The sequence below is a fragment of the Bradyrhizobium sp. 23AC genome, assembly GCF_054863025.1.
Genome location: NZ_JAVAYN010000003.1, coordinates 122,706 through 142,352, shown reverse-complemented (window position 1 = coordinate 142,352; position 19,647 = coordinate 122,706). Strand labels below are relative to the sequence as shown.

15 protein-coding genes are annotated in these 19,647 nt (G+C 64.9%); 11 read left to right on the top strand and 4 right to left on the bottom strand.

The window, feature by feature from the left end:
* Positions 1 to 19: 19 nt before the first annotated feature.
* The 4 genes from RAD10_RS09065 (at position 20) to RAD10_RS09050 (ending at position 4,972) form a co-directional block, all read left to right on the top strand.
* Positions 20 to 1,543 (top strand): FAD-dependent oxidoreductase, encoded by a 1,524-nt coding sequence (locus RAD10_RS09065; RefSeq protein ID WP_461617175.1) that lies wholly within the window; start codon positions 20 to 22, stop codon positions 1,541 to 1,543.
* 127 nt (positions 1,544 to 1,670) lie between these two features.
* Positions 1,671 to 2,246 (top strand): HdeD family acid-resistance protein, encoded by a 576-nt coding sequence (locus RAD10_RS09060; protein ID WP_461617174.1) that lies wholly within the window; start codon positions 1,671 to 1,673, stop codon positions 2,244 to 2,246.
* A gap of 112 nt (positions 2,247 to 2,358) precedes the next feature.
* Positions 2,359 to 3,570 carry an ABC transporter substrate-binding protein gene (locus tag RAD10_RS09055; protein WP_018315678.1) on the top strand — a complete coding sequence of 404 codons (1,212 nt, stop codon included), beginning with the start codon at positions 2,359 to 2,361 and terminating at the stop codon, positions 3,568 to 3,570.
* A gap of 187 nt (positions 3,571 to 3,757) precedes the next feature.
* On the top strand, positions 3,758 to 4,972 hold the full coding sequence (locus RAD10_RS09050) for an acyl-CoA dehydrogenase family protein (protein WP_461617173.1): 1,215 nt from the start codon (positions 3,758 to 3,760) through the stop codon (positions 4,970 to 4,972).
* A 35-nt stretch (positions 4,973 to 5,007) separates the two neighbouring features.
* Here RAD10_RS09050 and RAD10_RS09045 read toward each other — a convergent pair whose 3' ends face one another.
* Both RAD10_RS09045 and RAD10_RS09040 read right to left on the bottom strand, forming a co-directional pair.
* Positions 5,008 to 5,334 (bottom strand): BA14K family protein, encoded by a 327-nt coding sequence (locus RAD10_RS09045; protein WP_461617172.1) that lies wholly within the window; start codon positions 5,332 to 5,334, stop codon positions 5,008 to 5,010.
* 197 nt (positions 5,335 to 5,531) lie between these two features.
* Positions 5,532 to 6,440, bottom strand: a complete 909-nt coding sequence (locus RAD10_RS09040) for a LysR family transcriptional regulator (RefSeq protein ID WP_461617171.1) — start codon at positions 6,438 to 6,440, stop codon at positions 5,532 to 5,534.
* A gap of 218 nt (positions 6,441 to 6,658) precedes the next feature.
* Here RAD10_RS09040 and RAD10_RS09035 point away from each other — a divergent pair, with 218 nt between their 5' ends.
* The gene (locus RAD10_RS09035; protein ID WP_461617170.1) at positions 6,659 to 7,675 is read left to right on the top strand and encodes a zinc-dependent alcohol dehydrogenase family protein; all 1,017 of its coding nucleotides are present in this window, start codon (positions 6,659 to 6,661) and stop codon (positions 7,673 to 7,675) included.
* An 85-nt stretch (positions 7,676 to 7,760) separates the two neighbouring features.
* Entirely contained in the window at positions 7,761 to 8,525 is a 765-nt protein-coding gene (locus RAD10_RS09030; protein ID WP_461617169.1) for an SDR family NAD(P)-dependent oxidoreductase, read from the top strand.
* A gap of 25 nt (positions 8,526 to 8,550) precedes the next feature.
* On the opposite strand, the gene RAD10_RS09025 is transcribed toward RAD10_RS09030, so the two are convergent.
* Complete coding sequence (locus RAD10_RS09025) at positions 8,551 to 9,891, bottom strand: epoxide hydrolase family protein (protein WP_461617168.1); 1,341 nt, start codon at positions 9,889 to 9,891, stop codon at positions 8,551 to 8,553.
* A 564-nt stretch (positions 9,892 to 10,455) separates the two neighbouring features.
* Between RAD10_RS09025 and RAD10_RS09020 the strand changes: the two genes are divergently transcribed.
* Positions 10,456 to 10,848, top strand: a complete 393-nt coding sequence (locus tag RAD10_RS09020; protein WP_018315684.1) for a hypothetical protein — start codon at positions 10,456 to 10,458, stop codon at positions 10,846 to 10,848.
* 243 nt (positions 10,849 to 11,091) lie between these two features.
* Here the strand turns inward: RAD10_RS09020 and RAD10_RS09015 are convergent, their stop codons facing one another.
* Positions 11,092 to 12,831, bottom strand: coding sequence for a methyl-accepting chemotaxis protein (locus tag RAD10_RS09015; protein WP_461617167.1), 1,740 nt, complete (start codon positions 12,829 to 12,831; stop codon positions 11,092 to 11,094).
* A 222-nt stretch (positions 12,832 to 13,053) separates the two neighbouring features.
* Between RAD10_RS09015 and RAD10_RS09010 the strand changes: the two genes are divergently transcribed.
* The 4 genes from RAD10_RS09010 to RAD10_RS08995 all read left to right on the top strand — a co-directional run bounded on the left by RAD10_RS09010 (position 13,054) and on the right by RAD10_RS08995 (position 19,539).
* Positions 13,054 to 14,436, top strand: a complete 1,383-nt coding sequence (locus tag RAD10_RS09010; protein ID WP_461617166.1) for an ethanolamine ammonia-lyase subunit EutB — start codon at positions 13,054 to 13,056, stop codon at positions 14,434 to 14,436.
* Positions 14,437 to 14,586: 150 nt separating this feature from the next.
* Entirely contained in the window at positions 14,587 to 16,173 is a 1,587-nt protein-coding gene (locus RAD10_RS09005; protein ID WP_461617165.1) for a B12-binding domain-containing radical SAM protein, read from the top strand.
* A gap of 6 nt (positions 16,174 to 16,179) precedes the next feature.
* Complete coding sequence (gene eutC, locus RAD10_RS09000; RefSeq protein WP_461617164.1) at positions 16,180 to 16,965, top strand: ethanolamine ammonia-lyase subunit EutC; 786 nt, start codon at positions 16,180 to 16,182, stop codon at positions 16,963 to 16,965.
* Between the two features lie 207 nt (positions 16,966 to 17,172).
* A complete protein-coding gene (locus tag RAD10_RS08995; RefSeq protein WP_028143222.1) occupies positions 17,173 to 19,539 on the top strand; it encodes an efflux RND transporter permease subunit in 2,367 nt (788 codons plus the stop codon).
* The last annotated feature ends 108 nt before the right edge of the window (positions 19,540 to 19,647 follow it).

Genomic DNA, 19,647 nt, shown 5'->3' with positions numbered 1-19,647 from the left:
TGCTCAAGGAGACGGCGCCATGACCGAGAACAACAAGCCGAGCGGACCCGACCTGAGCAAAGGCGTGTCGCTGACCGCGTTCAGGGATGGCAAACTGCTCGGTCATGTCGGCGAGGAAGACGTCCTGCTGGTGCAGGCCGGCAGCGAGATCTTTGCGATCGAGCCGGCCTGCAGCCATTACCACGGGCCGCTCGCCGAGGGCCTGGTGGTGGGCGACACCATCCGCTGTCCCTGGCATCACGCCTGCTTCTCCTTGCGCACGGGCGAAGCCACCCGCCCGCCGGCGCTGAACGCGCTGGCGGTGTGGGAGGTCGCGCGCGATCGAGACAACATCATCGTTCGGCGCAAGCGCGAGGCGCCAAGGCCGTCGATCGCTCATCGCAACGCGCCGACGCCGGAGAAATTCGTCATCGTCGGCGGCGGTGCAGCCGGCTTCGCGGCCGCCGAGACGCTCCGGCGCGAGGGCTTTGCCGGCGCCATCACCATGCTCAGCGATGACGGCGTGATGCCGGTCGACCGGCCCAACCTCTCCAAGGATTATCTCGCGGGCAGCGCACCGGAGGATTGGCTGCCGCTGCGGGGCGAGGACTATTATCAGGACGCGGGCATCGATCTCAGGCTCAACACTGACGTCTCCGCCATCGATGCGAAGACGCGCAACGTCACGCTCGGCAATGGCGACAGGCTTCCGTTCGACCGGCTGCTGCTCGCGACCGGCGCCGAGCCCGTCAAACTGCAGATCCCGGGCGCCGACCAGCCGCATGTCCACACCTTGCGCTCCGTCGCCGACAGCCGCGCCATCATCAAGGCCGCGGGGAGTGCCGGGCGCGCTTTGGTCATCGGCGCCAGTTTCATCGGCCTCGAAGTCGCGGCGTCCTTGCGGGCGCGCAAGATCGAGGTGCACGTGGTCGCGCCGGAAGAGCGGCCGATGCAGAAGGTGCTCGGCTCCGAGATGGGCGACTTCGTCCGGTCGCTCCATGAAGAGAACGGCGTGATCTTTCACCTCAAGGACACGGTCGAAAAGGTCGACGGCACCCGCGCCACGCTGAAGAGCGGAGCTGTCATCGAAGCCGACCTCGTCGTGGTCGGCATCGGCGTCAGGCCGCGCCTTGCGCTGGCCGAGCACGCCGGCCTTGCGGCGGACCGCGGTGTCAGCGTGAGCGAATATCTCGAAACCAGTGTCGCCGGCATTTTCGCGGCCGGCGACATCGCGCGCTGGCCCGATCCGCATTCCCGGCAAACCATCCGCGTCGAACATTGGGTCGTTGCCGAACGCCAGGGCCAGACCGCGGCGCGCAACATGCTCGGCAAGCGCGAGCGCTTCGACGCCGTGCCGTTCTTCTGGTCGCAACACTACGACGTGCCGATCAACTATGTCGGCCACGCCGAGAGCTTTGACGAGGTCGTGATCGACGGCAGCATCGGAGGCAAGGACTGCCTGCTGAAGTACCGCAAGGACGGCCGCGTGCTGGCGGTTGCGTCGATCTACCGCGATCTCGACAACCTCAAGGCCGAGCTCGAGATGGAGCGGTCGCGCGCCTGACGCGCCGCAGTCGATCTTGATTTACGTCAATGTTACTGCCGGTACGGATGCTCTGCTGGCTGTCGTCCCGGCACGGTGCGTGCTATTCTGGCGCGTGCCCCGGGCTACGCAAGCAGGAGTGGCCGTCATGACCAGTGCTTCGGACACGTCACATCACCCAAGTCTCGGCTCCGGCATCGCGGCGCTGCATGCCAAATGGGGCTGGATCGTCGCGCTCGGCGTCGTCTATCTCATCGCCGGCTTCGTCGCGCTCGGCAGCATGGTGATGGCGACGGTGGCGAGCGTGATCGTGGTCGGCGCCATGATGATCGTCGCGGGCGTCACCGAGATCATCGGCGCGTTCCAGATGAAGAGCTGGGGCAAGTTCCTGATCTGGGCCTTGCTCGGCGTGCTCTACGTGATCGCGGGCTTCCTGACCTTCGAGAATCCGCTATTCGCAGCCGTTCTGCTGACGCTGTTTCTCGGCGCCTCGCTGATCGCGTCGGGCGCCGTCAGGCTGTTTCTCGCCTTCAGCATGAAGCGTGAGAGCCCGTGGGTCTGGGTGGCACTGTCGGCCGTCATCACGCTGCTGCTTGGCCTGCTGATCGTGGCACGCTGGCCGGTGAACAGCGTCTATATCCTCGGCCTGTTCCTCGGCATCGATCTGATCATGGCGGGAGCGGGCTGGATCAGCTTGGGCTTCAGCTTGAAGCGGCGCGGCTAAGCCATCAGCAACTCGACGCAAGACCATGTTGCGGAACTCCGCTGATCTGACGCGCTGACAAAAAGCAGCACGCCGCGCGGCCGCCTCGCGCGGAGATCACCGGGGAGAAACCATGAAAGCCGCCTTGGCCCTGGCCGCAGCGCTCGCTGCCGCCTGCCTGTCCACATCCGTCTCCGCGCAAAAATCCTACGGTCCCGGCGTCAGCGACACCGAGATCAAGATCGGCAACACCATGCCCTATAGCGGGCCGGCTTCGCCCCTCAGCATCACGGGCAGGGTCATTGCGGCCTATTTCGACGAGGTCAACGAGAAGGGCGGGGTTGCCGGCCGCAAGCTCAATTTGATCTCGCTGGACGACGCGTTTTCGCCGCCCAAGACCATGGAGGCGGCGCGGCGGCTCGTCGAAGGCGACGGCGTCGCCTTCATCTTCGCGACCATGGGCACCGCGCCAAGCTCGGCGATCGCAAAATACCTCAACAGCAACAAGGTGCCGCAGCTCTTCCTGATCAGCTCGGCCTCGAAGTGGAACGATCCGGCCAACATGCCGTGGTCGATGGCGCTGCCCTGGGCGCCGAACTACACCAGCGAGGCCGCGATCGACGTCGCCTATGCCCGCGCCAAGAACCCGAATGCGCGCTTCGCCGTGCTCTATCAGAACGACGATGCCGGCAAGGAATACTTGCGCGGCGTCAAGGAGGCGCTCGGCGCCGACGCCGACAAGGCGATCGCGATGGCCTCAAGCTTCGAGGTCGCGGATCCCACCGTCGATTCCCAGGTGCTGACGCTGGCGAACACCAAGGCTGACGTCTTCATGATCTATTCGGTGACGCCGCGCGCCTGCGCGCAGGCGATCCGGAAAGCCCACGAGGTCGGCTGGCAGCCCACGCGCTTCCTTGCTAGCGGCTGCGCCAACAAGGCGACCGTGATGGTCCCTGCGGGCCTCGAGGCCGGCAAAGGCGTGCTCTCGCTCGGCGCGCTCAAGCCGTTCGTCGAAGCGCCGAAGAACGATCCGGCGATGACGGCCTATATCGATTTCATGAAGAAGCGCCTGCCCAATGCCGACGTCAACAACGTCGCCGGCCTCTACGGGTACACCGTCGCCGAGGCGCTGGTGGTGCTGCTGAAGCAGTGCAAGGACAATCTGACGCGCGAGAACATCATGGCGCAGGCTGCGAACCTGAAGAGCGTGCCGTTGTCGCTGCTGATGCCCGGCATCACGCTCAACACCACGCCGCAGGATTTCCGTCCGATCAAGGATGGCTATATGCTGCAGTTCGACGGCAACGACTGGGTCGTCGCGAGCGAATTGCTGAAAGGGACGTGAGGGGCGGGGCTCTCTCCGCGAACTCGGAATCGTAGGGTAGGCAAAGGCGCACTTGCGCCGTGCCCACCGCCTACTCAATACGGAAACAGGAGCGTGGGCACGCTTCCGCCTTCGCTCTTCGAGCTACGGCGGACGCTTTGCCCACCCTACGAGACTGACGCGAAGGTCGGCGAGCGGGAGGACTAAAATGGACTTTCAACATTCCGCCCGTTCGCTGGAGCTCCAGGACCGCGTCCGGCAGTTCATGCGGACACATGTCGAGCCGGTCGAGGAGCTCTATTACGAGCAGGTGAAGCCGGAGGCCGCGCGCTACAGGACGCCGCCCGTGCTGCAGGACCTGAAGAAGATGGCGCGGGAGCAGGGGCTCTGGAACCTCTTTCTCTCCGGCGAGCACGGCCCGGGTCTGACCAATCTCGAATATGCGCCGGTGAAGGAGATCATGGGCCGCATCCTCTGGGCGCCCGAGGTCTTCAATTGCTCGGCGCCCGATGTCGGCAACATGGAGGTGCTGGCGAATTACGGCACGCCTGCACAGCAGGAGCGCTGGCTGAAGCCGCTGCTGGAGGGCCGCATCCGCTCCGGCTTCTCGATGACCGAGCCTCAGGTCGCCTCCAGCGATGCCACCAATATCCAGTGCGCCATCACGCGCGACGGGGACGACTACGTCATCAACGGCCGCAAATGGTTCACATCAGGCGCGATGAACGAGGATTGCGAGATCCTGATCGTGATGGGCAAGACCGCGCCCGACGATCCCGACCGCCACCGCCAGCAATCCATGATCCTGGTGCCCAGAAACTCGCCGGGCGTGCGCATCGTCCGCGACATGTTGACCTACGGCTATGACGACGCCCCTAGCGGCCACCCCGAGATCGTCTACGAGAATGTGCGCGTGCCTGCGGAGAACATGCTGCTCGGCGAGGGCCGCGGCTTCGAGATCGCGCAAGGGCGGCTCGGGCCCGGCCGCATCCACCATTGCATGCGGCTGATCGGCTGCGCCCAGCGTGCGCTCGAATTGATGTGCCAGCGGGCCGTCTCGCGCGTGGCCTTCGGCAGGCCGCTCGCTGAGCAGGGCTCGGTGCGCGAGGACATCGCAAACTCGTTCTGCGAGATCGCGCAGGCGCGGCTCTTGACGCTGCAAGCCGCCGACAAGATGGACCGCGAAGGCAACAAGGCCGCGCGCGACCTGATCGCCGCGGCCAAGATCGTGGTGCCCAGCATGGCCGCCCGCGTCATCGACCGCGCGATTCAGATCCACGGCGCCGCCGGCGTCTCGCAGGATACGTTCCTGGCGCGTGCTTACGTCTACGCCCGCTTCATCCGCATCGGCGACGGCCCGGACCAGGTGCATCTGGCCGCTGTCGGCAAGGAGCTGATCAAGCGCGGCGGGGTGATGGGATAGAGCACCAGCGCTTGATCTGTTGATGTGGCTTCGCGCTATTTGCAAACGCGGCGGATGCCATCCTGACCGAGAAAGGTGCCTGTTGCCGCATCATAGGAGCGATAACGCTCCGCGCAGGAACGTGAAGCGGCGCCATCCATGCGGGCGAGGGCGTTGTCCGCGCCTTGTGCAGGCGCTGCGCCATCCGGCAACTCGAGACCCAGCCTGCCTGCCGGCGTCAGCGTACCATCCAGGTTGCGATTGGGGTTCTCGGCCTCGTAAGTATCGGGATGGCTGCCTGCAAAGCCGGATTGCGCGTAGGCGGCGCTCGCGGTCAGGCCCGACAACACGGCGACGGCAGCGAGAATTTTGAGTCCGTTCATGGTCGATCTCCATCATCAGCCGGCGCAGCACGCTGCCGGTGCGCTCAGATGTGGATCGACATAACCCGCCGACAAGCTCGCGTGATGCCATAAGCGCGCGTTGGCGCAACGGTGTCGTTCAAATACGGAAAGCATCGTTTGTTTGCGGAACGCGAAGGTGGTTGCGCGACCGCCGCGCACGAAACCGCCGAGGCAAACTAGCCGCGTCTTCCTCGCGTTTCGCGATGGCGGAGCGCGTCGACGATCACCTTGAATGCAGCCGAGTTCTGCCGCGAGGTCGGATAATAGATATAGTAGCCGTCGAATTTCGGCGACCAGTCGTCGAGCACGATGACGAGCTCACCGGATCGGACGTGCCGTGTCACCATGTCCTCGGGGACATAGGCGATGCCGAAACCTTTGACGGCGGCGTCGATCATCGCCCGGGAATCGTTGAAGGTCAGTTGTCCCTCGACGCGCACCCGGAGGTCGGGACCGTTCTTGGCGAACTCCCACACATAGTGGCCGCCTGCGGCCGCGCGCCGCTTGATGCAGACGTGCTTCAGCAGGTCTTGCGGATGTCTTGGTTTCGGATGCTCCTTCAGATAGGCAGGCGAGGCGACCGCGACGAGCCGCCAGTCCGGACCGATGCGCACCGCGATCATGTCCTTCTCGACGCTTTCGCCGAGGCGGATGCCCGCATCGAAGCCGTCTTCGACGATGTTGCGGAAGGCCGTGTCGAGGCTGAACTCGACCTTGAGGTCGGGGTATTTCTTCAGGACGGGCGACAGCTTCGGCCAGACGACCGTGTCCAGCGCATGGTCCGAGAGCGTGATCCGGATCGTGCCCGACGGCTTGTCACGCAGCGACATCAGCGCGGCGATATCGCGCTCGATCTCTTCGATGCGGGGCGCAACTGATTTTTGAAGGCGCTCGCCCGCCTCGGTCAGGCCGACGCTTCGGGTCGTGCGCGTGAGCAGCCGCAGCCCCATCTGCGATTCCAGGCGCTTGATCGTATGGCTGAGCGTCGATTGCACCACGCCCAGTTTCGCTGCGGCCTTGGTGAAGCTGCGCTCGCGGGCGACGGCCACGAAAGCCAGCAAATCGTTGAAATCCTGGCTTGCCATGGCCGCCACTATTCATGGCCCGGATCGATTAATGCAAGCAAATTATATCGACTAATCGGCCACCGCCCGGGACCCTAGATGATGTCGTAAACGCGCGGGCTGGGCTTCGCACCCGGCGGTCGCGTGGAGCGGGGTCTTTGCGCTGTCGCTTTGTGCCTCGACGCGATGCGCGGCCTGTGTGTCGGCGAGTCCGGCTTGTGACTCGAAGGAGAAAAGCAATGAAAGCGACAATCCTCTACGGACCCGGCGATGTCCGTTACGAAACCGTCGACGATCCCAAAATCGTCCACCCGACCGACGCCATCATCAAGCTGTCGGCGACGTGCATCTGCGGCTCCGACCTCTGGCCGTATCGCGGCCTGCAGCCGAGTGACGGCCCCGCACATATGGGTCACGAATATTGCGGCGTGGTCGTCGAGATCGGCAGTGCGGTGCGGACCGTCAGGCCCGGCCAGTTCGTCGTTGGTTCGTTCTGCCTGTCGGACAATACTTGCCCGCACTGCAAGTTCGGCTTTCAATCGTCATGCGAAAAGCGCGAGTTTATGTCGGGCGCGCAAGCGCCTTACGCCCGTGTCCCCCTTGCGGACGGCACGCTTGTCGCGACCAGGGAAGTGCCGGGCAGCGATCTCATCCCGCATCTGCTCGCGACCTCCGACGTGCTCGGGACCGGCTGGTACGCGGCCGACGCTGCGAATGTGAAGCAGGGCTCCGTGGTCGCGGTGGTCGGTGACGGCGCGGTCGGCCTCATGGGCGTGCTTGCGGCGAAAGAGATGGGCGCCTCGCGCATCATCGCCATGAGCCGCCACAAGACGCGGCAGGATCTGGCCAAAGCGTTCGGCGCGACCGATATCGTCGTCGAGCGCGGCGCAGAAGGCATCGCACGTGTCAAGGACCTGACCCGGGGCGTCGGCGCCGATTCGGTGCTCGAATGTGTCGGCACCCAGGAAGCGATGTCGCAGGCCCTGGAATGCGCGCGTCCCGGCGGCAGCATCGGCTATGTCGGTGTTCCCCACGGTGTGACGTTCGACGGCCAGGCCTTGTTCTTCGGCCAGCGGCGCATGATGGGCGGTCCTGCCCCGGTGCGGCGGTTCCTGCCCGATCTCATGGACCGCGTCCTCAATGGACGCATAAAGCCGGGCAGGGTGTTCGATCTGACCCTGCCAATCGACCAGGTCGCGGACGGCTACAAGGCGATGGACCAGCGCCGCGCGATCAAGACGCTGCTGACGGTGTGACGGCGGGCAGGGTGCTGTCTATCGGGGCGGCTTGGCAGCTCCCGATCGGCAGCCCGACGAGTCTATCGATAAAGGAGATCGTGACGTGAACATTTCATTCGAAGGCAAGGTCGCCTTGGTGACCGGCGCAGCGTCCGGTCTCGGTCTCGCGACCGCAAGGGCTTTCGCGGAATCGGGGGCGTCTGTCGCGCTAGCCGACTGGAACGAGAATGCGGCGCGCGCCGCCGCCGACGAACTCAATGCTCGAGGTCACAAGGCGATCGGCATCCGGTGCAATGTGGCAGATGATGCCGAGGTCGAAGCCATGATCTCAAGGACGGTCGAGACTTTCGGTCGGCTCGATGCCGCCTACAACAACGCTGGCGTCCAGAATGTGCTCGCGGAGACAGCCGACACCACTCGCGAGGACTATGACCGTGTCATGGGAGTCAATCTGCAGGGCGTATGGAGTTGCATGAAGTTCGAATTGCAGCAGATGCGCAAGCAGGCCAGCGGCGCCATCGTCAATTGCTCGTCTCTCGGCGGTCTCGTCGGAGGTGCGGAACGCGGGATCTATCACGCCGCGAAGCATGGCATCCTTGGGTTCACCAAGAGCGCGGCGCTCGAATATGGAACGCGTGGTATCCGCGTCAATGCCATTTGCCCGGGATTGATATGGACGCCGATGGTGGACCAGATGGTGGCCGACGGGCAAGGCGATGCGCTCAAGGCCATGGAAAAAAGCATTCCGATGGGGCGTGTCGGGCGTCCCGAGGAGATCGCGAAAGCAGTTCTGTGGCTATGCAGCGATGCTGCGAGCTATGTCACCGGCCAGTCCATCTCGGTCGACGGCGGCTTCGTCATGCGTTGATCGACATGTCGAGCCGCCGAGTGCGTCAGATTGCGGGCCGAAGCGGTTTGAACGCGGCGCGCAGCTCCGCGGAAAAAAGCTCGGGCTGCTCCCAGGCCGCAAAATGACCGCCTCTGTCGACCTCATGGAAGTAGGTGAGGTTACGATAAGCGCGCCGGGCCCAGGTCTCCGGGGCTTGATAGCTCTCGCCGGGAAAGACGGTGATGGCCACCGGGAGCGAGATCTCCGCGGTCTTCTCGGGGGCGGCGAGAGCGGGACTTCGCCCGCTGTATTCCCAGTAAAGTCGCGCCGATGAAACCGCGCTGTTCGTCAGCCAGTAGAGCGTGATGTCGTCCAGCACCTCGTCGCGGGACTTCTCGGGGTCGGTGCCATCGTAATTCCAATGCGAGAAGCCTGGATGACCGAGCATCCAGGCCGCCAGTCCCGCGGGAGAATCCGTCAAGCCGTACCCGACCGTCTGCGGCCTTGTTCCCATCATCACCGCATACGATCGGTTGCCCATCCTGGCCGCCGCGCTGAATGCGTCAAACGCCGTGCGTTCCTTCTCGGACAGGCCCGCCGGGGCAGACCCGCCGGCGGCGAGGATCGCGGCGATCTCGGGCGGCACGATCGCCGGCAAGTTGATGTGAATGCCGAGCAGGCCTGCCGGCGCCAGCCGCGCCATCGCGCTGGAGACCGGCGAACCCCAGTCGCCGCCCTGGGCGACGTAATGGGTGTAACCAAGTCGCTTCATGAGTTCTGCCCAGATGCGCGCGGTGTGCTCAGGACCCCAGCCGGTATCGAGCGGCTTGCCTGAGAATCCGTAGCCAGGCATCGAGGGGATCACCACGTCGAACGCGTCTTCGGGCCGCCCGCCATGGGCCGTTGGATCCGTGAGCGGATCGATCACCTTGAGCTGCTCGAAGACCGATCCCGGCCAGCCGTGGGTAATGATGACAGGGAGCGCATTGGGGTGCCTGGAGCGCACGTGAATGAAATGAATGTCGATCCCGTCGATAGCGGTGATGAATTGCGGAAGCCCGTTCATCCTGGCTTCGATCTTCCGCCAGTCGTACGCCGTCCCCCAATAGTGCATCAGCGGCTGGAGCTTCGCCAAGGGGATCCCCTGCGACTGATCGGAAACCGTCTCGCGGTCAGGCCATCGTGTCGCCAGCACACGACGTCGAAGCTCAACGAGATCGGCCTCGGGGACATCGATCCGGAAGGGGCGAATTGCGCTCTCGCCGGCAGCCGATGCTTTGTGCGCGGGAAACACGCTCGCGGAAATCGCTGCTGCAATTCCAAGCACGGCGGTGCTCAGAAGCGCGCGCCGATCTCTGTCAATGATGATCCCGGAATCGGATGACGAATTGGATGATACCGGCATGGGATGGCCTCCTGGCTTCGGGCGATCGGTGCCTGCGGGGCAGGACAGTCCTTCGTCTGTCCATGCAACATGGCCTGGAAGCTCGCCAATGGCTCGTTAGGCGTTGTTAAATGCTGTGAGCTGTCGCGAACGCTCGGCGTGGCGAAGCGAGACAAGCTCAGCATGGCTGTCCATGTCCGCTCACAAGGGCAGGGCGGACGGGGATAACGGCGGCACCCGGCGGTAGCGGCGCTGGGAACCATCCCAGTCCTATTACGTTTCTGTTAGTTGTGGAGGCCCCTCATGAGTAACGAGTGGAATAGCCACCGCACCTCAGTCGTCCTTTTTGCTGCTGCGGTGATCGTCGCAATACTCGCGGCGTTCGTCACGACGCTTGATCGGGTCGACACAAGGACGGCGAGCAACGAGACGCCGCCCGGTACGATGGGCCTCGCAAGGCCGCATCCGCCACTGGACCGAGCACCAGGGCAGCCGGTACTCGGCAACAATGAATTGCCGCATAGCGCGCCTGCCCGATGATCGAATTGTCCCTTGGACGGGCAGCTCGCGCGGCGGAGACGCATAATGGACCGCTCGCTATTTCTCGCCAGGCTGATGGGGCCAACATTTGTCGCGATCGCGCTCGGCATACTGATCAACCTCGGCATGTACCAAAGCATGATCGTGGAGGCGCTCCACACGGGCATCCTGTTCTATCTGTCCGGCTTGCTGTCGTTGCTTGCGGGCCTCGCGATCATCAATCTGCACAATAGATGGCAGGCGGACTGGCGCTCGATCATCACAGTAATGGGCTGGCTGATGACCCTCGGCGGCATCATGCGTATCGTCCTGCCGCAGGTCGCGGTGGCGATCGGTTCGACCGTCTACAGCGGCCGGGCCGCTACCGTCGTGGTAGCGCTGATAACTGGCGCCATAGGTGCTTTCCTCAGCTTCAATGGTTACGTCCGGCGCGCCTGAGGGCGCGGCGAACGGGACGCCCCCCGGGTGGGGCGACTAGGATCCCGAGCAGACCGCCATCGCCATGATGACATCATGCCGGTGTCTTGCCCGACGAGTCAAATCTATTTCGTAAAATCAGAATGATTTCGCGCCGGCAGCTAAGCCGTTGATTCAGCTGTCCCCGGCTACTGTGCATGGGGCTGTTTTTCAGTTTTTTGTCGGAGCGACCCCACCGAAGGCCCTGCAGCGGTGGACGCGCCGTTATCCCGCCTTGGCGATGCGGCCGTCCGCCGACCCCGCGCGCAGGTTCTGGAAGAACTTCTCGACCTCCCGCGACAGCGTCTCTGCCGTCTCGGTCAGGCTGCCCGCCGCCGTCAACACCGAGGATGCGGCGGTATCGGTCTCGCCGATGGCGTCGCGCAGCGAGGTGATGTTGGCGACCAGCGTCTCGTTGCCCTGCGCCGCGCTTTGCGCGTTGGACGAGATCTCGCGCGTGGCGGCGTCCTGCTGGCCGATGGCGCCGGCGATCGCCGAGGTGACCTCGTTGATCTCGCGCACCGCGCCGCCGATCTCGCGCACGGCATCGACCGCGTTGCGGGTCGAGGCCTGGATCATCGAGACGTTCTCGCTGATCTCGGCGGTGGCCTTGGCGGTCTGGCCCGCGAGCGCCTTCACTTCATGAGCGACCACGGCGAAGCCGCGGCCGGCGTCGCCGGCGCGCGCGGCCTCGATGGTCGCGTTCAGCGCCAGCAGATTGGTCTGCTCGGCGATCGCCTGGATCAGATTGAGCACGCCATCGATGCGCTGCGTGGCCGCGGCCAGGCTCTCGATCTCCGAGATCGACTTCTCGGTGCGCTGGCCGGTCTGCTCGACCGCGCCGGCGCTCTGCCGCACCTGGCGGCCGATCTCGACGACCGAGGCCGACAGCTCCTCGGCCGCGCCGGCCACCGCCGTGACGTTGTGCGAGGCCTGCTCGGTGGCGTTCGCCGCCGTGCCGGCGCGGCTGCTAGCGTCCGCGGTGACGCGCGTGATGGTCTGCGCGGTCTCGCGCATGGTGGAGGCGTTGTCGCTGAGGCCGCGCATGATCGCGCCGATCGCCCCGCGAAACTCCTCGACGGATTGCTCGATGTGGCGCGCGCGCTCCTCGCGCGCGGCCGAGCCCTGCGAGACCTGCGAGGCGAGGTTGCGGTTGCGGCCCATGGCCTCCTGGAAGACCTGGATCGCGCGCGCCAGCGCGCCGATCTCGTCGGCGCGGTCGGAGTGCGGCACCACGACATTCTCGGTCCCGTCGGCGACCTGCTTGATGGTCGCGGTGATCGCGGCGAGCGGCCGGGCGACCGAGCGGGCGATGATGACGATGCCGATCACGACCAGGGCCAGCGCCACGCCGCCGAGGCAGGTCAGGACGAAGGAGAGGGTGCGATTGGTCTCCGTCTCACGCGCGATCTGTCTGGCGCGCTCGGCATAGACCTTGGACAGCGCCTCGAGATCCTTGTTCAGCGCCGAGCGCACGGTGCGGTTGGCATCGTTGTCGCCCCATTCGCGGCCCGCGGCCGCGTTGATCTCGACGCCGCGGCGCACCAGCTCCTTGCGGAACTCGACGAACTGCTCGATGCGCTTCTTGAAGGTGGCGAACTGCTCGGCATCGTCGGCTTTGACGATGGTCTCCCAACGCTTCACGACATCGAGGATCTGGGCGTTGAACTTGAGCAGGCCCTCGCCGTATTTCTTCACCACGGCGGGCTCGGTCGACATGTAGACGCCGCGCGATTCCATCACGACCGCATAGACCAGCGAGTTGACGCGCTCGACGTTCAGCGCCGCGGCGTTCGCCGTCTCGATCGCGCTGGTCAGGTCGGCGCCGCGGCGGCTGTTGTAGTCGGACAGCATCGCGATCGCGGCCGTCAGCAGCGCGAACAGCGCGAAGATCGCATAGAGCTTGGTGGCAAGCGTGAAACGGCCGGCCAGCTTGGCGGCATTCCCAGATCGGTCTGATGTCATGGTGTTCAGGGGCCCGGAATGGCCTGAGGCGGCCGGTGAGCGGGGTGGTTTGAATTTGATGCAAAACTATGCAGAACGAAGATGGATGCGGCGTTAACACGGCCGTTGGCTGCCTCCGTCCTTGGTCGTAGGAAAGGCAAGTTATTTCAGCGTCTTGATCCAAAGGTAGAGTTTCAGGATAGTCTTAGGTCGGCCACCGGCCGACGCACCCCGGAGAGACCCTTGGTCTACCGCCATACCATCGACGCCACGACCCACACCTTCGCGGACCTGCGTGACCTCCTTGCCAGGGCGACGCCGCCGCGTTCCGGCGACCGGCTGGCCGGGATCGCCGCCGACACCGCCGAGCAGATGATCGCGGCGCGCATGGCGCTCGCAGACGTTCCGCTCGGCCAATTCCTGCAGGAAGCCGTGATCCCCTACGAGGCCGACGAGGTCACCCGCCTCGTCATCGACAGCCATGACGCGAAGGCCTTCGCGCCGGTGGCGTCCCTGACGGTCGGCGGCTTCCGCGACTGGCTGCTGTCGGATGCGGCGACGCCGGAGGTCCTGCGCAAGCTGGCGGGCGGCATCACGCCGGAGATGGCAGCGGCGGTGTCGAAGTTGATGCGCAACCAGGATCTGATCCTGGCGGCGCGGAAATGCGAGGTCACCACCGCCTTCCGCAATACCATCGGCCTGAAGGGGCGGATGAGCACGCGGCTGCAGCCCAACCATCCGTTCGACGATGCCAGGGGCATCACCGCCTCGATCCTCGACGGCATCATGCTAGGTGCCGGCGATGCCTGCATCGGCATCAATCCTGCGAGCGACGATCCGGCCGTCATCGCGCAATTGCTGCGACTGCTCGACGAGATCATCGCGCGGCTGAAGATCCCGACGCAGGCTTGCGTGCTGACCCATGTCACGACGACGCTGGCGCTGATCGGGCAGGGCGTGCCGGTCGACCTGGTCTTCCAGTCGGTCGCCGGCACCGAGGCCGCCAATCGCAGTTTCGGCATCGACCTTGCGCTTCTGAAGGAGGCGCAGCAGGCCGGGTTGTCGCTGGGGCGCGGCACGGTTGGGCAGAACGTGATGTATTTCGAGACCGGCCAGGGCTCGGCGCTGTCGGCGGGCGCCCATCACGGGGTCGACCAGCAGACCTGCGAGGCGCGCGCCTATGCGGTCGCCCGCGCCTTTGCCCCGCTGCTGGTCAACAGCGTGGTCGGCTTCATCGGTCCGGAATATCTCTATGACGGCAAGGAAATCATCCGGGCGGGACTGGAGGATCATTTCTGCGGCAAATTGCTCGGCCTGCCGCTCGGGATCGACATCTGCTACACCAACCACGCCGAGGCGGACCAGGACGACATGGACAATCTGCTGACGCTGCTCGCCGCCGCCGGCGTCACCTTCATCATGGGTGTCCCCGGCGCCGACGACGTCATGTTGAACTACCAGTCGACGTCTTTTCACGACGCGCTCTATGTCCGTGACGTCTTCGGTCTGCGCCGCGCGCCGGAATTCGACGACTGGCTGGTGCAGGCCGGGATTACAGGCGCCGATTTCCGTCTTGCCGGCGATGCAGGCCTGCTGCCCGATTTTGCCTCGCGGCTGATCGCCTGAGGCTGGAAGCCCCGAAAGGCTTTAGGAAACCATTGGTCCCTCTCCGAATTATGGTTGTGCCACAATATTGAGAAATTCCGGCGACGGCATTACGCTATGTGTCTGGCTGGCTATTTCCGCAACCAGATCGAGCGTGGCGGGGGAGCTTTGATGCGAGCTGAAAGTAACGGAACGTCCCGGCGGATCCTCTGTGTATTTCCGCGCTACACCTCCTCGTTCGGGACGTTCGAGCATTCCTATCCCCTGACCGATGGTGTCCGCGCCTTCATGCCGCCGCAGGGGCTGCTGCTGCTCGCGGCCTATCTGCCTCGGGAGTGGCAGGTCAAATTCGTCGACGAGAACCTGCGTCGGGCGACCAGGGAAGAGTTCGAGTGGGCCGAGGCGGTCTTCGTCAGCGGCATGCACATCCAGCGCCAGCAGATGAACGACATCTGCCGCCGCGCGCATGAATTCGATCTGCCGGTCGCGCTCGGCGGTCCCTCCGTCAGTGCCTGTCCCGACTATTATCCGTCCTTCGACTATCTCCATGTCGGTGAGCTCGGCGATGCCACCAACCAGCTGATCGAGATCCTGTCGCGCGACACCTCGCGTCCCGAGGCCCAGGTGGTGCTGACCACCAAAGACCGCGTGCCGATGACGGAGTTTCCGATCCCGGCCTACGAGCTTGCCGACGTGAAGAAATACTTCCTCGGCAGCATCCAATATTCCAGCGGCTGTCCCTATCAGTGCGAGTTCTGCGATATCCCCGGCCTCTACGGGCGCAACCCGCGCCTCAAGTCGCCGGAGCAGATCATCGCCGAGCTCGACCGCCTGCGCGAATGCGGCATGACCGACACGGTCTATTTCGTCGACGACAATTTCATCGGCAACCGCAAGGCAGCGATGGACCTGCTGCCGCATCTGATCGAATGGCAGAAGCGGACTGGCTACGTGGTGCGGCTCGCCTGCGAGGCGACGCTCAACATCGCCAAGCGGCCCGAGATCCTCGAGAAGATGCGCGAAGCCTATTTCATCACCATCTTCTGCGGAATCGAGACGCCCGATCCCGACGCGCTGAAGGCGATGCAGAAGGACCACAACATGATGGTCCCGATCCTGGAGGGCGTGCGCACCATCAACTCCTACGGCATGGAGGTCGTCTCCGGCATCATCATGGGGCTCGACACCGACAAGCCGAATACGTCTGAGGCGCTGCTCGGCTTCGTCGAGGAGTCCCGGATTCCGCTGCTGACGATCAACCTGCTTCAGGCGCTGCCGAAGACGCCGCTGTGGGACCGGCTGGAGCGCGAGGGGCGCCTGATCGAGGACGACGGCCGCGATTCCAACGTCGACTTCCTGCTGCCCTATGACGACGTCGTGGCGTCCTGGAAGCACGCCATGGCGGTCGCGTATGCGCCCGAGAAGGTCTATGCGCGCTTCCAGTATCAATGCGACCACGTTTATGTTCACCGCCTCAAGGTGCCGACCCCGGACGAGATGAAGACCTGGGCCAACATCAGGCGTGGCCTCGTCATGCTGCGCAACATCTTCTGGAAGGTCGGCGTGCTCGGCGACTACAAGCGCGTGTTCTGGAAGTTCGCGCTCGGGCGCATCAAGCGCGGCGATGTCGAAGGCCTGATCGGATGCACCCTGATCGCGCACCACCTCATCACCTTTGCGCGCGCGGCCTCCAGCGGCAGGCAGAATGCCTCGAATTACTCGATCCGGCTGCGCGAGGCCGCCGTTCCCGCCGAATGATGCGACATGTCTGATCCGGCCCTGCCGCGCCGTCCGACCCTCGATCTGCGGGCGTTCACGCCCGCGCGCGTGGCGCTCGGCCGCAGCGGCGCGAGCGTACCGACCAAGGCGCTGCTCGATTTCACGCTCGATCATGCCCGCGCCCGCGATGCCGTGCATGCCGCCTTCGATGCGCCGCGTCTGGCCGCCGATCTCGGCGCGCTGGGGCTTGCCGTCACCGAGGTGAGGAGCCAGGCGGTCGACCGCAAAGACTATCTGCGGCGGCCGGATCTGGGACGACGGCTCGACCCCGGCTCGGCCGAGGTCTTGGCGCGAGCGGCCTCGGCGCCGTGCCGGCTTGGGCTCGTGATCGGCGACGGCCTGTCCGCGGCGGCAGTCCACGCCCATGCGGTGGCCCTGGCGGGGCGCCTGCTGCCGCTGCTGGCGGAAGGGGATGATGTCGCGATCGACCATGTCGTCGTCGCCTCAGGCGCGCGAGTCGCGCTCGGCGACGAGATCGGCGCCATTCTCGGTGCGCGCATGGCCCTGATGCTGATCGGCGAGCGGCCGGGCCTGTCCGCACCCGACAGCCTCGGTGCCTACCTGACCTTTGCGCCGAAGCCCGGCCGCACCGACGCCGAGCGAAATTGCGTGTCGAACATTCACTACGCTGGGTTGAGCTACGACGAGGCCGCCTTCAAGATCGCCTGGCTGGTCCGCGAGGGGCTGGCCCGGCAGGTCAGCGGCGTGGCGCTGAAGGACGAGAGCGCGGACCGCGCGCCGCGTCGAATTGGCACGGCGTTGCCCGAATGACGGGCATCCCCGGCCCAGATCGCCACTTCTTGATCGATTCGGCCACACTTCGCCTGCTTGCGAAAAGACCGGTTCACCTGCTAAACCCCTCGCGGCGATTTTCCGCGCATTTTCAAAGGGCAAGCCTCCCATTTGTATGGCGTTTTCAAGCCGTTCGCGGGGCGCAATAAGCTCTCAGACCGAGCCGATTTAGGAACTGGATAAGGCATGCTCGAAAAGCACAGCGAGAATGAGGTTCATGTCGACAAGGTCGAGCAGGGACCTACGTCCTCGATCGCCTTCGGGCTGGAGCGCATCGGGCTGATCGCCGTCCGGGCGCCGATCGTCTCCTGCATCGTCCTGCTCGTCCTGATCGTCGGCGCTGTGTTCGGCATCCACCGGATCAAGATCGACGATTCACTGTCGCAGCTGTTTCGCTCCGACAGTCGCGAATTCCACCAATATGAAGAGGTCACGAAGAAGTTCCCGGCCGAGGAATTCGACGTCCTCGTCGTGGTCGAGGGCAAGAACCTGCTGGCCCGGAACAATCTGGAGAAGCTGCGCGACTTCGTCACCGACCTGCAACTGGTCGAAGGCACGCGCGGGCTGGTCTCGCTGTTCTCGGCACGCCAGGCGCCGGCACCGGGCAAGCTGCCGGCGGCGCTGTTCCCGGCCGAACTGCCCGAGGGCGCCGACTACGACAAGTTCATCGAGACCGTCAAAAACAACGAGATCATCCGCGGCAAGCTGTTGTCGGAAGACGGCACGCTGGCGCTGATCGTGCTGTCGCTCGATCCGGAGGTGGTGGCGTCCAGCAAGCTGACCAAGACCGTGGGCGACATCCGCGCCCTGATGAAGGAGGATCTCAGCGACACCGGTCTCAATGTGCAGCTCTCCGGCGTGCCGGTGATGCAGCTCGAGATCCGCAATGCCGTCGAGCGCGACGGGCTGACCTACAACATCCTCGGCATTCTCGCCGGCTGCATCATCGCCATCATCTTCTTCCGCAAGATCTCATTCATGGTCGCCGCGGCGTTCCCGCCGATGATCGCGATCCTGTTGGCGCTCGGCGCGCTCGGCTGGGCCAATTTCAATCTCAACATGTTCCTGAACGTGATGACGCCGCTCATCATGGTCATCAGCTTCTCGGACTCGATGCAGCTCACCTTCGCCGCGCGCGACCGGCTGATCGCGGGCCAGGACAAGTTCACCGCGTTCAAGAACGCGGTGCTGGTGGTGGGCCCGGCCTGCGTGCTGACGCACGGCACCGCCGGCATTTCCTTCATCGCGCTGCAGTTCTCCAACTCGGACCTGATCCGCAAGTTCGGCGAAGCGGGCCTCGCCGCTACCATCATCGCGCTGGTCGCGGTGCTGTCGCTGGTGCCGGTGTTCGGCGTGCTGCTCGTGCGCAACGAGAAGACGTTTGCGGTCAAATTCCAGAGCGCGGATGCCGGCGTCCAGGCGCTGCGCAATTTCTGCTATTGGATCGCGGTGCGGATGGTGGGCCGGCCCGGCCTGTTCAGCCTGATCGCGGTGCTGTTCGTCGGCGGCCTCGGCGTCATCTACGCCAATCTGGAGCCGCGCTACCGGCTTGCCGACCAGGTGCCGGACAAGCGTCAGGCGGTCGCTGCCAGCAACCGGCTCGATGCCAAGCTCACCGGCGCCAACCCGGTCAATGTGCTGATCCAGTTCCCCAAGGGTGAATCGCTCTATTCGCCGGAGACGCTGCAGACCATCGCGGACGTGCATGCGACCGTGGAGAAGGCGGCCGGTGTCGGCAACGTCTGGTCGGTCGAGACCCTGCGCCGCTGGCTTGCGGAAAAGGCCGGCAGCGCCGACGTCGCGACGCTGAAGGAATATGTCAGCGTCATTCCCGAGCATCTGGTGCGGCGCTTCATTGACGCCGAGCAGGACGCGGTCGTGGTCGCCGGCCGCGTGCCGGACAAGGATTCCAGCCAGCTCCTGCCGATCGTCGACAAGCTCGATGCCGAGCTCGACGCCGTCCGCAAGAAGCATCCGGGCTACGAGGTCGCGGTGACGGGCCTTGCCGCGATCGCCGCGCGCAACTCGGCCAGCATGATCGAGAAGCTGAACCGCGGGCTCACCGTCGAATTCGCGCTGGTCGCGATCTTCATCGGCCTTGCCTTCCGCTCCTGGGTGGTGATGTTCGCCTGCATCCTGCCGGGCATCTTCCCGGTGGTGATGTCGGGAACGGTGCTGTGGGCGATGGGCGAGGGCCTGCAATTCGCCAGCGTCGTCGCGCTCACGGTCTCGTTCGGTCTCGGCCTCAGCGCCACCATCCACTTCCTCAACCGCCTCCGGCTCGAGAGCAAGCCGGGCGTCGGCTCGGCGCTCGCGGTGGAGCGGGCGACCGTGCTGGTCGGCCCGGCGCTGATCCTGACCACGGTGGTGCTGGCCTGCGGCCTCGTCGTCACCGTGTTCTCCGACCTGCCGTCGCTCCGGCTGTTCGGCTGGCTCAGCGCCTTCTCGATGGTGATGGCCTTGGTCGCCGACCTCTTCATCCTGCGGCCGACGGCGATGTGGCTGATCAATCTGCACGCCAAGCTGCAAGGGACCGACAAGCCGGCGATCTAGTCGCCATCGCTTCGCACCACGGCGTCCGCGCGATTCCGGGAGAGCCCACCCGCGTCTGCGCGGAACTGCCGATCTTTCTTCACGGCTGAACGAACCTTTGCTGTGCCA